We start from the raw sequence: 13,791 nt of genomic DNA on the forward strand, positions 1-13,791 counted from the left end.
TGAGTCGCGCATTCTACCCGAGCCATGGCCAGGCTGCTGTGCCGGTGAAACTGCTCAAAATCTAGTCGATAGGCTGCAGGCCTTGTGGGTCAAGGGCTACAGCGGCTTGCTCGCAGGTTATCCACAAGCGATTCCACAGGGATTGGGGGTAAGCGAGCATGACTGGGTGACCGCTTGATGACTCTGGTCAAAAAATAGTCGATCGTCTGAAGGCCACGTTCTACAAGGGGTTGGATGAGTTTCACGCAGGTTGTCCACAGGCGCCTCCACAGAGAGTGGGGGTAAGCATGGATGGCCGCGATGAATGGATCGACCCCTGGTCAAAAACTGAGCGTCAGCCTGTATGTCTTGCCGATCCTGGGCTGTAGCTGGTTTCCCGCAGGTTATCCACAGCCGGCTCCACAGGGATTGGGGGTAAGCGATTCACAAGAATGTGACGGTTCATGGTTTTCGATCAAAAAACGAGCGATTGAACCTAACCCTTGTGGAACAAGGGCTGTGGAGGCTTTCACTCAGGTTATCCACAAGCGGTTCCACAGCTGGTGTGGGTAAGGGCGTCGGGTCAGCGACAGCCTAGCGACTCCCAGACTCTCTGGGCGCTGTGGTGCAGGATGCCGTGGCGTCGGGCCAGGGCCTGGCGGTCCTTGCTGTAGCCGCCGCCGATCACTCCCACCACCGGGATATCCCGGCCCAGGCACTGGCGCATGACCCGTTCGTCGCGCTCGGCCACCCCGGCGTCGGTGAGCTTGAGGTAGCCCAGGGCGTCGTCCTGGTGGACGTCGACACCGGCGTCGTACAGCACCAGGTCCGGCTGGTACAGCGGCAGCAGGTAGTTGAGGGCATCGTCCACCACCTCCAGGTACTCGGCATCGCCCATGCCCATGGCCAGGGGGATGTCCCAGTCGCTCTGGGCCTTGCGCACCGGGAAGTTCTTTTCGCAGTGCAGCGAGACGGTCACCGCATCGGCGGTGTGCTGCAAGATCCGCGCGGTACCGTCGCCCTGGTGCACGTCGCAATCGAAGATCAGTACCCGTCCAACGCGCCCGCTTTCCAGCAGGTAATGGCTGATCACCGCCAGGTCGTTGAAGATGCAGAAGCCGGCTGGATAGTCGTAGTGGGCGTGGTGGGTACCGCCGGCCAGGTGGCAGGCCAGGCCGTGTTCCAGCGCCTGCTCGGCGGCCAGCAGCGAACCGCCGACCGCGCGCACGGTGCGCCGGGCCAGGGCTTCGCTCCAGGGCAGGCCCAGGCGCCGCTGGTCTTCCCGGGACAACTCGCCATTCATGTAGCGCTCGATATACCCAGGGTCGTGGGCCAGCGCCAGGACTTCGGCCGGGCACAGCTGCGGGCGCAGCAGGTCGGTATCCCGGGTGAGGCCGCTATCCACCAGGTGGTCGCGCAACAGGCGAAACTTGTCCATGGGGAAGCGGTGCTCCGGGGGGAATTCCGGGCTGTAGTCGTCGTGGTAGATCAGCGGCAATGTCATGGCATTTTCTTAGAAGGACCCGTGAAGGATCCTACCAGCGATGTAGACTTGCACCCATGAAAACGGAGGGCACCGATGGAGCCGATACTGCAACTGGAAAGCGCGCGCCTGGTGCTGCGCCAATGGCGTGACGACGACTTGCAGGCTTTTGCGGCGATGTGTGCCGATCCGCAGGTCATGCGCTACTTTCCGGCACCCTTGAGCCGTCTGGAGAGCGCCGCCTTGATCGGCCGCATACGCGGGCATTTCGCCGAGCATGGTTTTGGTACCTGGGCCCTGGAGCGCAAGGACAACGGCGCCTTCATCGGTTTTACCGGCCTGGGCGTGGTGGGTTTCGAAGCGCCTTTCACCCCGGCGGTGGAGATCGGCTGGCGCCTGGCCCGCGAGCATTGGGGCCTGGGTTATGCCAGCGAGGCGGCCTGGACGGCGTTGCGTTGCGCGTTCGAGCGCCTGGCCCTGGACGAAGTGGTAGCCTTCACCACCCGGACCAACCTGGCGTCGCAGAAAGTGATGCAGGCCATTGGCATGCAGCATGCCGTCCAGGGGGATTTCGAACATCCCAAGCTCGCCGGCGATCACCCGTTGCGCGAGCATGTGCTGTACCGCATCACCCGTGAACAATGGTTGGAAACCTTGCATGGATAGCAATCGCGCATGTTTAGAATGTGCCGATGAGGTTGCTTGCCCCGAATCGATTTGACCGCCGCAGCCGAGATTGCGCGGTTTTGCTCTGTGTGAGGAGAGTCTGAATGAGTCATGTGCTGGATGATCTGGTCGATCTTTTGACCTTGGAACCCATCGAGGAAAACCTGTTTCGTGGGCGCAGCCAGGACCTGGGTTTCCGCCAGCTGTTCGGGGGCCAGGTACTCGGCCAATCGCTGTCCGCCGCCAGCCAGACGGTGGAGGAGGCGCGCCATGTGCATTCCATGCACGGTTACTTCCTGCGCCCCGGGGACGCTGCCTTGCCGGTGGTCTACCAGGTGGACCGGGTCCGCGATGGCGGCAGCTTCAGCACCCGGCGCGTGACGGCGATCCAGAAGGGCAATCCGATCTTCACCTGCAGCGCTTCGTTCCAGTACGACGAGCAGGGTTTCGAGCACCAGAGCGGCATGCCCCAGGTGGTCGGCCCGGAGAACCTGCCCTCGGAGCTGGAGATCGCCACCCAGCGCGCGCACCTGATTCCCGAGCACATGCGGGAAAAACTGCTGTGCCCCAAGCCCATCGAAGTGCGCCCGGTGACCGAGAGGGACCCGTACAACCCGCAGCCGATGGATCCGGTGAAGTACGTCTGGTTCCGCGCCGACGGCACCCTGGCCGACAACCCGGCGCTGCACAAGTACCTGCTGGCCTATGCCTCGGACTTCGGCCTGCTGGTCACCTCGCTGCTGCCCCATGGCAAGTCGGTCTGGCAGAAGGATATGCAAGTGGCCAGCCTCGACCACGCCCTATGGTTCCACGCCGACCTGCGTGCCGATGACTGGCTGCTGTATGCCATGGACAGCCCATGGGCCGGCAATTCCCGGGGCTTCTCCCGCGGCAGCGTGTTCAACCGTGCCGGCCAGTTGGTCGCTTCGGTGACCCAGGAAGGGTTGATCCGCCATCGCAAGGATTGGGCATGAGCCTTTCGGATATCGAGCATTGGGTGTTCGACATGGACGGCACCCTGACCATCGCCGTGCATGACTTCGAAGCGATCCGCCAGGCGTTGTCGATCCCGGCGGATGAAGACATCCTCACGCACCTGGCGGCCTTGCCGGCGGATGAGTCCGCGGCCAAGCATGCCTGGCTGCTGGAGCACGAGCGTGAACTGGCCCTGGGGTCGCGCCCGGCGCCGGGCGCGGTGGAGCTGGTGCGGGACCTGGCCGGGCGCGGATATCGCCTGGGCATCCTCACTCGCAATGCCCGCGAGTTGGCCCACGTGACCTTGCAAGCCATCGGCCTGGCCGACTGCTTCGCCGAGGCCCATGTGCTGGGCCGCGACGAGGCCCCGCCCAAGCCCCATCCTGGTGGCCTGCTGAAGCTGGCCCAGGCCTGGGATGTGTCTGTGCAGCGCATGGTGATGGTCGGCGATTACCGCTTCGACCTGGACTGCGGCCGCGCCGCCGGTACCCGCACGGTGCTGGTCAACCTGCCGGACAACCCCTGGCCGGAACTGACCGACTGGCATGCACAGGATTGCGCGCAGTTGCACCGCCTGTTGCGGGCTTGAGGCCGGGCGCGGTTCTACTTGAACAGCACCGCCTGGCCCTGGGCCGAGGTGAACATCTTGTCCCCGTCATGACCGACCCCCGGCACCTCTACCAGGCGTTGGGCCAGGCCCTGGGGATGACGCCTTAGCAGGTAGTCGAAATAGTTGTGCCCGCGCGCCAGGCGATAGGCGCCCTGGGCCTCGGCGGCGCAGCTCTTGTCCAGGGCCGGGTGCCGAGGGTCGATGTCCTGTTGTCCCAGCAGGTAGGTAATATCCCGCCCCGCATAACGCTGCTCCAGCTGTTCCGGCATTAGCCGGGCGACATAGGCCGGGCGTCGCTCCAGGCCGTACTTCCACTGGTTGAATCCGCGGCAGGCGGCTGGCTCGACGGCTACCGGGCGCCAGGCGTCGAAGTAGGCGTAGGACGAAGGATTGGCGACCACGAAGCGCAGGCCGATTCCGGCCCGCTGCAGTTCGGCATGGTTGCCGCTGGCCAGGGCGTAGCGTTGCACCACCTGGGCACCGCCCGAGTGGCCGGCGACCACCACTTCCTGCAGGTTGGGAAAGCGCTGGCGATCGCCCAGGCGCAGCAGGATGGCGTCCAGTGCCGCGTAGGAGCTCAGCGCCTGGGGGGCGGTGGCTGGCTCGCCGCCCATCCAGGCGTTGCCCTGCCAGCGCAACAGGCTGCTGGGCAGGTGATGGCGGGCAATGTCGTGCTGATTGAGAAACTGCGGGGCGATCACCAGGGTCGTGGCGTCTTGCCCGGCCAGCCTGGCGGCGCTTTCGCCGCTGTGCAGGTAGGTCTGGGCGTTGCGCAGGCGGCCATGGACGATCACCAGGGCCCGCTGTATGTCCGGCAATGGCTGGCGCCAGTCCTGGCTCAGGCCCAGGGCCAGTTCACCGGCTGGCAGTTCCAGTCGCCCGGGGCTGATGATCTTGACCCCATGCCCCGCAGCCTGGGCGCCCAGGCTGCCCAGGCACAGCAGCGCCGCGAGCAGGCGGCGCATCTACAGGCTCTTGGCGGCGAAGGTGTCGCACTGGCCGACCTGGCCCTGGCTGAAACCGGTCTTGAACCAGCGTACCCGCTGGGCCGAGGTGCCGTGGGTGAAGGAATCCGGTACCACCCGGCCCTGGCCCTGCTGCTGCAGGCGGTCGTCGCCGATGGCGTTGGCGGCGTTCAGGGCTTCTTCCACGTCCCCGGGTTCCAGCCAGTTCAAGCGTTTTTGCGCGTGGTAGGCCCAGACGCCGGCCAGGCAGTCGGCCTGCAACTCCTGGCGTACCAGCAGGCCACCGTCGCCTTCCATCTGCCGACCCTGCTGGCGGGCCGCCTGCATCTTGGCCGAGACACCGAGCAAGGTCTGCACGTGGTGGCCCACCTCATGGGCGATCACGTAGGCCTGGGCGAAGTCGCCAGCGGCGGAAAAGCGCTGGGCCATTTCCCGGAAGAAATCCATGTCCAGGTACACCTGGCGATCGGCTGGGCAATAGAAGGGACCGCTGGCCGAAGTGGCGGCGCCGCAGGCGGACGTGACCCGGCCACGGAACAGGATCAGCTTGGGCGCCTGGTACTGGCGGCCGGCCTGCTGGAAGACCTGGCCCCAGGTGTCCTCGGTATCACCGAGGATCGCGCGGACGAATTCCGCCTGTTCATCGTTGGCCGGTGGCGCCTTGCGTTCCTGGGTGGTGGCCGGGGCCGAGACCTGGCCGCCGCCCTGGCCGAGCAGTTGCCCGAGGATCTGCAGCGGGTCCTGGCCGGTGGCCCAGCCGATGCCGACGATCAGCACGATCGCCGTCAGGCTCACCCCCTTGCCGCCGCCGAAGCGCAAGCCGCCGCCACCACCGCCGCCGCCGCTGTCATCTCGCACATCCACGACGTTGTCGCTGCGCCGGCCTTTTTTCCAAAGCATGGGGGAGTCCTCGTTTCTTCTGCTGGTCAGTGTTGCTGCTGGCTGGAACCGGCGCCAGTCCGGTCGTCAGGGATTTTTGCCCACGCTACCATGACCCGGCACCGGGTCGGCCGGTTGCAAGCGCATTTTGGGGCTCCCTATTGAACATCGATACCCGCATCAAATTCCGTCACCTGGTGGGTTTTCTTGAAATGGCCCGCCAGGGCAGCCTGGCCCGGGCCGCCGATGTGCTGGCGGTGAGCCAGCCGGCGATGTCCAAGACCCTCAAGGAACTGGAGACCTTGCTGGACACCCGGTTGTTCGAGCGCAGCAAGGCCGGGCTCAGCCTGACCGAGGCCGGACGGGCCTTCCTGCGCTATGCCGGCCCTTCGGTGCAGGCCCTGCGGGAAGGGGTCAGCAGCTTGCGCGGTGGCGAGCATGCCGCGCAGGCGGTGCGTATCGGCGTGCTTTCTACGGTGGAGAGCCTGTTGCTGCCGGAGGTGCTGCGGCGTTTGCACCAGCGGCATGGGGCGCTGACGCTCAGCGTGGTCACCGGCCCCAGCGCCTACCTGCTCTCGCAACTGCGGGTCGGCGACCTGGACCTGGTGGTGGGGCGCATGACCGAGAGCCCGGAGATCCAGGGCCTGAGCTTCGAGCATCTGTACAACGAGTCGATGACCCTGGTGGCGCGCCCCGGGCATCCGTTGGCCAGCGGACTGCTCGACCGTGAGGCCGTCGGCCGTTATCCGCTGGTGCTGCCGCTGGCTGGCACCAGTATCCGCAAGCATGCCGACAGCCTGTTCGTGCAGTGCGGCATCGCCCAGTCGCCACAACGCCTGGAAACCCTGTCGCTGGCCCTGGGCCGGCGCTACACCTTGTCCAGCGATGCGTTGTGGATCGCGCCGCTGGATGCGGTGCGCCTGGACCTGGCCAGCGGCGAACTGCTGGAGCTGGACCTGGGGTTGCGTGAGCCCGGTGGCTCGGTGGGGATCTCCAGCAATGCCAGCCTGCCGTTGCCGCTGGCGGCGCAATGGGCGGTGCAGGTGTTGCGGGAGGTCGGGCTGGCCTATCGCGAGGGGCGATATCCTTAACCTTGCGGTTATGGATGAGCGCCGGTTTTTCAATATTCCGCCGGCCTGGTTTGTTTGAAACTCTGCAAGCTGCGCTCCAGAACTCAAACAACAGGAGATCGACATGTCCGATTCAGACGGCAGTCGCTTCGTGATGCGCGACCGTGACTGGCACCCCAAGGCCCTGACGCCCGACTACAAGAGTTCCATCACCCGCTCCCCGCGCCAGGCGCTGGTGAGCATTGCCCAATCGCCCAGTGAAACCGGCGGTCCGGACTTTTCCCAACTGCGCCTCGGACGCCTGGACAACGACCTGCTGCGCAATTTCGACAACGGCGGCTTGCCGGTGGGAGAGCGGATCATCGTCGCCGGGCGGGTATGCGACCAATACGGCAAGCCGGTGCCCCATACCCTGGTGGAAATGTGGCAGGCCAATGCCGGCGGCCGCTATCGGCACAAGAACGACCGCTACCTGGCGCCCCTGGACCCGAACTTCGGCGGCGTTGGGCGTACGCTCACCGACCGAGATGGCTACTACAGCTTCCGCACCATCAAGCCTGGGCCCTATCCATGGCGCAACGCTCCCAACGACTGGCGCCCGGCGCACATTCATTTCTCCATCAGCGGTCCGGCGATCGCCACACGGCTGGTCACCCAGCTGTACTTCGAAGGCGATCCGTTGATCCCGCTGTGCCCGATCGTCAAGTCGATCGCCAGCCCGGAGGCGGTGCAGAGCCTGATCGCCCGGCTGGACATGAGCAACGCCAACCCCATGGATTGCCTGGCCTATCGTTTCGACATCGTGCTGCGTGGCCAGCGCCGGACCCATTTCGAGAACTGCTGAGGAACCCGCCATGCCCGTTCGACTGTTGCCGGAAACCCCCTCGCAAACCGCCGGGCCCTACGTGCATATCGGCCTGGCCCTGGCCGCCGCGGGAAATCCCTCCCGGCCCGAGGAAATCTGCAATCGGCTGGCCAGGGAGGATGCTCCGGGCGAGCACATCCAGCTGTTGGGCCACGTCTACGATGGCAATGGCCACCTGGTACGCGACTCGTTCCTGGAGTTCTGGCAGGCCAATCATGAAGGCATCCATGACCCGATCTTCGATACGGAAAAACCCTTCAACTGCTTCGGCCGGGCCGCCACCACTTTCGATGCTGGAGAGTGGGTTTTGCATACAGTCAAGCCTGGAATTGTAAACAATGCCGCCGGCCTGCCCATGGCGCCGCACATCAACGTGATGCTGTTCGCCCGGGGGATCAACATCCACCTGCATACCCGCTTGTACTTCGCCGATGAGCCGCAAGCCAACCAGCAGTGCCCGGTGCTGAACCTGATCGAGCAGCCGCAGCGCCGGGAAACCTTGCTGGCGTGGCCTTGCGAGGTCGATGGCCTGCGTGCCTATCGTTTCGACATCCGGCTTCAGGGCGAGGGCGAGACGGTGTTCTTCGATTTCTAGGTCGTTGCCCTGGTGCGCTCCGGCTGGCGGTCCAGCGTGGGTTCCAAGTTGTAGAAGATCTGTAACCGAGGGGGCTGGCGGCCCCCCTCGGCGCTTTCTTTCGCGACCTGACGCAGCCCATAATCGCCGGCTTGTGAGTGATGGCTGTGAGCCCAGAATGACAATGACCAGTGAACGCTCCGTTGTGCCTGACAAAGCTGCTCTCGCGCCGCGCAAGAGCCGCAAGAACAACCCGGAAAAGACCCGCGAGAACATCCTCCAGGAGGCGGTTATCGAGTTCGTGCAACAGGGGCTTTCCGGGGCTCGGGTGGACGCCATCGCCGAGCGTATCCATACCTCCAAGCGCATGATCTATTACTACTTCGGCAGCAAGGAGCAGCTGTATGTCGAAGTGCTGGAGAAGCTCTATGGCGATATCCGCAGCACCGAGAGTCGCCTGCAGCTGACGGAGCTGACACCACCGGAGGCCATTCGCCGCCTGGTGGAGTTCACTTTCGACCACCATGATCACAACGCTGATTTCGTGCGGATCGTCAGCATCGAGAACATCCACAACGCCGAGTACGTGAAGCAGTCGCAGGTGATCAAGGCGATGAACAACAGCGTCCTGCATGCCCTGGACGAAATCCTCGCGCGCGGAGTCAAAGAGGGCCTGTTTCGCAGTGGGTTGAATGCCCTGGATGTGCATTTGCTGATCAGTTCGTTCTGCTTCTTCCGGGTTTCCAATCGCCATACCTTCGGCGAGATCTTCCAGCTCGACCTGCCGGATGAGACGGTCAAGCGCCGGCATCGGGAAATGATCTGCGAATCGGTGCTGCGCTACCTGCAAGCCTGAGTGGCCGCCGGCATTGGCATGGGCCATGGCCGCCCATTAAAATCGCATGCGCGAGCCAGCCGGCTCCATGACATTTCCCTCGACAAGGAAGGCTCCATGGGCAACCCCGTCCCCACCCTGAAAATCATCCTGATCCTGATGATCGTCGTCGACGGTTTCTGGTTCGGCGAGCGCTTGCTGTCCATGGCTGGCATCAGCCTGCTCGACTGGCTGCCGACCCAGCTGATCAACCTGCTCGGCATTCTCAGCAGCATGTTGCTGATCCTCTTCAACGTGCTGTTGCTCGGCCTGCTCTCGCGTTTGCAGCTCAAGTCCGAATGAGCCATCGGCCCCAGGCGTGACCTGTGGCTGATGGTTATGGCAATTGAAAATCATTCTCGACTAGCCGTAAGATGCCCGGCAATTTCCTATATGCGCCAGGGAGTCGGTTTGTCGGACGTGGATCTCAAGGGACTGTTTCTCAAGCATGCCGCTGCCTTGCGTGGGTACCTGGCACGCCGAGTACGGGACCCGCAATTGGCTGCTGACCTGGTGCAGGAGAGCTTCCTGCGGCTGGCCGAGCAGACCCGTGGCGCGCCGATCGACAATTCCCAGGGCTATCTCTATCGCACGGCGAACAATCTCTTGATCGATCATGTCCGGCAGGAAGCCCGGCGCAAGACCGAAGCCGTGCCCCATGAAGTACTGGCCGAGATCGAGGATGACGGAGCCGGGCTGGAGGCACAGGCGATGGCTCTGCAACAGCGCATGGCATTGAAACAGGCAGTGGCCGAGCTACCTGGGCGAACTCGGGAGATCTTCCGCTTGAACCGTATCGAAGGCATGACCCACGCCGAGGTCGCGCGACACCTGGACATCTCCGACAGCTCGGTGCAGAAGCACCTGTCCAAGGCCCTGGCTTATGTCATGCAGCGCCTGCAGGCTACCGACGGTCGGCCGGGCGACCCGTGAGTTACGGTAAACGCCGAACTCAGACGTCACTGCTTATACATAACGAGAAATCGAGATTCACACGTGAATAGCCAGGGTTCGCAAGAGCAGAGTATTACCGAGGCCGCCGCCGACTGGGCGGTGCGTCTGCACGCCGGGCCATTGGGGTCCGTCGAGCAGGCCGAACTTGCCCAATGGCAGGCCGCCGATCCACGCCACCGCCAGGCCCTGGCTTTTGCCCAGCAGACCTGGGAGGCCCTGGGCGAACTGCGCCTGGATCCGCAACCTGGCACTGGCGACACCCCACGTCGGCCCTTGCGCAGTACCACGGCCGTGGCCCGCCGACCTCTTCGCCGGCGCTGGCTGCCTCGGGCTGCCAATGCCGCGGTGCTGGTCCTGGCGGTGGCCCTGGGCGGTTGGCAAGCGCCCAAGGCATGGTTGTACCTGGAGGCTGACTACCAGACCGCCAAGGGCGAGCTACGTACCGTGCACCTGGCCGATGGCAGTACGGTCGAGCTGGACGCATCCAGCGCCATCGGCCTGGATTTCACCAACAGCCAGCGCCGGGTCCGCTTGCTCGCCGGCTCGGCGGTGTTCGACGTGGCGCCCATGACCGGCGACGAACAGCGGCCGTTCGTGGTCAGCAGCGCCGGTGGCCAGACCCGGGCCTTGGGGACTCGCTTCGTGGTCGGCCGGGAAGGTGCGCAGCAGGCTTGGGTCGGAGTGTTGCAGCACAGTGTCGCGGTGAGCCTGGATACCCCGGCGCGACAGGGCGCTTGCGCGCAGGTCCTGCAGGAAGGCCAGAGCGCACGCTATAGCCCCGGTTCGGGAGTGGTATCCCTGGATGGGCTGGACCTGCAGCGTGCTACCAGTTGGCGCCGGGGCGTGCTGGTGTTCGACCGCGAGCCACTGGCCGCGGTGATCGAGCGCTTGAACCGCTATCGCCCTGGGCGAGTGGTGTTGACCAACGAGGCCCTGGGCCAGCGCCAGGTCAGCGGGGTATTCCAGCTGGACATGCTCGACGCGGCCCTGGCCAGCCTGACGCAGGAGCTGCAGGTCCGGCGTTTCGACCTGGCCGGAGTCAGCCTGATTTACTAGGGTCTGCGGGCCTTTTTCCAGCTTCTTGAAAAATAATCGGAAAAAACCTTACTGAGTTTTCCTGCCTGGCACGTCTAGCTAACTGAGATGCATTCGCATAAACAGGAATGGCCGACGCAGGAATGACGAACATGAGGTTGGGCAGTCGCACTGGAGTTCACATTGCAGGTCGTTTGGCCCTGGCCATCCACCTGGGTGTAGCAGGGCTGTTGGCGGGAAGTGGCTCGCTGTATGCGGCGCAACCCCTGGACGGCGCCGGGCAGCAAGCCGAACGGCGCAATGGCCTGGACTTCGACATCCCCGCCCAGGCCCTGGGTAGCGCCGTGCTGGCCTTTGCCGAGCAGGCCGGGGTGCAAGTGCTGTTCGACAGCCAGCGCCTGCATGGCCTGCAGAGTTCGTCGCTCAAGGGGCGCTACAGCGCCGAAGAGGGCCTGGCCCGCTTGCTCGGCACTGCCCCGGTGAAGTACCACTTCACCAGCGAACGGCAGGTGACCCTGAGCCGGGTGGATACCGAGCAGGGCGGCGCGCTGGCCCTGGCTCCCACCACGATCTCCGGCAATCTCGAAGCCCGCGAGCGGGACTGGACCTATACCGCGCCGCGCTCGGTGAGCCAGGTCACTCGCGAACAACTCGACCGCAACCCGCCACGCCATGCAGCCGACATGCTGGAGGAAACCTCCGGCGTGTACTCGGCGGTCAGCCAGCAGGACCCGGGCCTGTCGGTGAACATCCGGGGAATCCAGGACTACGGCCGGGTCAACATGGCGGTGGACGGCATGCGCCAGAACTACCAGCAAAGCGGTCACCAGCAGCGCAACGGCACCTTGTACATCGATCCGGAACTGCTGTCCGAGGTGGTGGTGGAGAAGGGCGCCACCTCTACCATGGGCGGTGCCGGGGTGATTGGCGGCATTGCCAACTTCCGCACCCTGGAGGCCCGCGACCTGATCAAGCCCGGGCAGGAAATCGGCGGGCGGATCCGCGCCACCACCGGCCTGGGCGGCAGGCGCAACGGTACCCACTTCATCGGCAGTTCCGCCTTCGCCATCGGCACCCAGGCCTGGGACATGCTGCTGGCCGCCAGCGAACGGCACCTGGGCGACTTCAATCCGGGTACCCGGGGCGGGATCGGGGAATTGCGCACCGGGAGCTGGATGGATCCGACGATCAATGATCGAGTGAAGCATTCCAAGGTGGCTTATTCAGGTTCGGTGATGCGCTCGCGCCTGGCCAAGCTGGGACTCAACCTGCCGCAGGACCAGCGCCTGCAACTGAGCTACCTGACTACCCAGGTGTCCTACGAGGACGCCAACATGATGAATACCCAGAACAAGGACCGGCTATGGGAGAAACTCGGCGGCAGCGATGTGCGTTCGCAGAACTTCGCCCTCGACTACAGCTACGCCCCGGACAATCCGCTGATCGATTTCAAGGCCAAGCTCTACTACGTCGACAACCGCAACGACCAGAGCACCCTCAAGCGGGGGATCAGCCCCGGCTACTCGATCACCTACCAGACCGATACCTATGGCGTTCAGGCGCAGAACACCTCGACCTTCGCCCTGAGCGAGCTGTCCACGATCAAGGCCAACTACGGCCTGGAGTTCTTCTACGACAAGGTTCGCCCGGACTCCAGCCAGCCGGTGCCCACGGGCTCGGCCGTCAGTGCTTCGCCCGCGGCGAGCATGACCCCCGAGGGCGACCGGGCCCTGGGTAGCCTGTTCACCCGCCTGGACTACGACTATGACGGCTGGCTGAACCTCAATGCCGGCGTGCGCTACGACCGTTATCGGCTGCGCGGCGAAACCGGGATCAACACCCGCACCTTCGTGATCGGCAAGACGCCCCAGCAGGTCACCGTACCCGTGGATTACGACATCGACAGGATGGAAGGGCGCTTCTCGCCGACCTTCGGCCTGTCGGTCAAGCCAGGGGTGGAGTGGCTGCAGTTGTTCGCCAGCTACGGCAAGGGCTGGCGCCCGCCGGCGGTGACCGAAACCATGATCATCGGTCGTCCCCATGGTGGCGGTTCGGAGAGCATGTATCCCAACCCTTTCCTCAAGCCCGAGCGCTCCAGCAGTTGGGAGGTGGGCTTCAATATCTTCAAGGAAAACCTCTGGGTCGATGAGGATCGCCTGGGGATCAAGGTCGCCTATTTCGATACCCGGGTCGAAGACTTCATCTACATGGCCATGGGTGTACAGCCCCCGGGTTATGGCATGGCCGGTATCGGCAACAGCGCCTATGTCAACGACCTGAGCGGCACGCGCTTCAGGGGCGTCGAATACCAGTTGGACTATGACACCGGCCGCGCCTATGGCCAGCTCAACTACACCCACATGATCGGCGACAACGATTACTGCATGAAGACCGCATGGATGGGCGGCGTGACCCAGCCGGTGAAGAACGGTACCGGGCGCAAGGCGATCGTCACCGGCATGCGTCCCGACGATGCTGCCAACAACGCCACTCAATGCAAGGCCGCGATCCTCGGCTCCGCCGAACACATGCCCATGGACCGCGGCACCCTGACCCTGGGCGCGCGCTTTTTCGAGCGCAAGCTGGATGTCGGCGCCCGTGCTCGCTACAGCGCCGGGTACTCGGTCGCCGGTGGCGCGACTGTCAGCCAGTCCGGTGTCTATCCAGCCGACTGGAAGCCCTACACCGTTTACGACCTCTACGGCAGCTACCGGGTCACCGATGAACTGACCCTGCGCCTGGCCATGGAGAACGTCACCGACCGCGCCTACCTGGTGCCCATGGGCGATGTGCTGGCCTTCACTCTTGGCCGTGGCCGAACCATGCAGGGCACCGTGGAATACCAGTTCTGACCGCTTTTGC

The 13,791-nt window shown here is 64.4% G+C and carries 14 protein-coding genes; 11 read left to right on the forward strand and 3 right to left on the reverse strand.

Annotation, left to right across the window (positions count from 1 at the left end; all coding sequences use genetic code 11):
* Positions 1-562: 562 nt before the first annotated feature.
* Positions 563-1,483 (reverse strand): histone deacetylase, encoded by a 921-nt coding sequence (locus CAG11_RS15730; protein WP_085597000.1) that lies wholly within the window; start codon positions 1,481-1,483, stop codon positions 563-565.
* Between the two features lie 75 nt (positions 1,484-1,558).
* Here CAG11_RS15730 and CAG11_RS15735 point away from each other — a divergent pair, with 75 nt between their 5' ends.
* From CAG11_RS15735 to CAG11_RS15745, 3 genes are all read left to right on the forward strand, one after another.
* Positions 1,559-2,128, forward strand: coding sequence for a GNAT family N-acetyltransferase (locus CAG11_RS15735; protein ID WP_085597001.1), 570 nt, complete (start codon positions 1,559-1,561; stop codon positions 2,126-2,128).
* A 104-nt stretch (positions 2,129-2,232) separates the two neighbouring features.
* Entirely contained in the window at positions 2,233-3,102 is an 870-nt protein-coding gene (tesB, locus tag CAG11_RS15740) for an acyl-CoA thioesterase II (protein ID WP_022641150.1), read from the forward strand.
* The gene (locus tag CAG11_RS15745) at positions 3,099-3,692 is read left to right on the forward strand and encodes an HAD family hydrolase (RefSeq protein ID WP_085597002.1); all 594 of its coding nucleotides are present in this window, start codon (positions 3,099-3,101) and stop codon (positions 3,690-3,692) included. The genes tesB and CAG11_RS15745 overlap by 4 nt, the downstream gene beginning before the upstream one ends.
* A 14-nt stretch (positions 3,693-3,706) precedes the next feature.
* On the opposite strand, the gene CAG11_RS15750 is transcribed toward CAG11_RS15745, so the two are convergent.
* Together CAG11_RS15750 and CAG11_RS15755 are read right to left on the reverse strand one after the other, a co-directional pair.
* Entirely contained in the window at positions 3,707-4,678 is a 972-nt protein-coding gene (locus tag CAG11_RS15750) for a hypothetical protein (RefSeq protein ID WP_085597003.1), read from the reverse strand.
* A complete protein-coding gene (locus CAG11_RS15755; protein ID WP_085597004.1) occupies positions 4,679-5,578 on the reverse strand; it encodes a neutral zinc metallopeptidase in 900 nt (299 codons plus the stop codon).
* Between the two features lie 140 nt (positions 5,579-5,718).
* Here CAG11_RS15755 and pcaQ point away from each other — a divergent pair, with 140 nt between their 5' ends.
* The 8 genes from pcaQ (at position 5,719) to CAG11_RS15795 (ending at position 13,781) form a co-directional block, all read left to right on the forward strand.
* A complete protein-coding gene (gene pcaQ, locus CAG11_RS15760) occupies positions 5,719-6,648 on the forward strand; it encodes a pca operon transcription factor PcaQ (protein WP_022641147.1) in 930 nt (309 codons plus the stop codon).
* A gap of 103 nt (positions 6,649-6,751) precedes the next feature.
* Complete coding sequence (pcaH, locus tag CAG11_RS15765) at positions 6,752-7,471, forward strand: protocatechuate 3,4-dioxygenase subunit beta (protein WP_085597005.1); 720 nt, start codon at positions 6,752-6,754, stop codon at positions 7,469-7,471.
* Between the two features lie 10 nt (positions 7,472-7,481).
* Positions 7,482-8,087 (forward strand): protocatechuate 3,4-dioxygenase subunit alpha, encoded by a 606-nt coding sequence (pcaG, locus tag CAG11_RS15770; protein ID WP_085597006.1) that lies wholly within the window; start codon positions 7,482-7,484, stop codon positions 8,085-8,087.
* 157 nt (positions 8,088-8,244) lie between these two features.
* Entirely contained in the window at positions 8,245-8,922 is a 678-nt protein-coding gene (locus tag CAG11_RS15775; protein WP_085597007.1) for a TetR/AcrR family transcriptional regulator, read from the forward strand.
* A gap of 96 nt (positions 8,923-9,018) precedes the next feature.
* Positions 9,019-9,243 carry a hypothetical protein gene (locus CAG11_RS15780; RefSeq protein WP_022641143.1) on the forward strand — a complete coding sequence of 75 codons (225 nt, stop codon included), beginning with the start codon at positions 9,019-9,021 and terminating at the stop codon, positions 9,241-9,243.
* 108 nt (positions 9,244-9,351) lie between these two features.
* The gene (locus CAG11_RS15785) at positions 9,352-9,873 is read left to right on the forward strand and encodes an RNA polymerase sigma factor (protein ID WP_085597008.1); all 522 of its coding nucleotides are present in this window, start codon (positions 9,352-9,354) and stop codon (positions 9,871-9,873) included.
* 63 nt (positions 9,874-9,936) lie between these two features.
* On the forward strand, positions 9,937-10,950 hold the full coding sequence (locus CAG11_RS15790) for a FecR family protein (protein ID WP_085597009.1): 1,014 nt from the start codon (positions 9,937-9,939) through the stop codon (positions 10,948-10,950).
* Positions 10,951-11,081: 131 nt separating this feature from the next.
* Positions 11,082-13,781, forward strand: coding sequence for a TonB-dependent receptor (locus CAG11_RS15795; RefSeq protein ID WP_085597010.1), 2,700 nt, complete (start codon positions 11,082-11,084; stop codon positions 13,779-13,781).
* Positions 13,782-13,791 lie beyond the last annotated feature (10 nt).

The organism is Pseudomonas sp. B6(2017), from assembly GCF_002112765.1.
GTDB classification, from domain to species: Bacteria; Pseudomonadota; Gammaproteobacteria; order Pseudomonadales; family Pseudomonadaceae; genus Aquipseudomonas; species Aquipseudomonas piscis.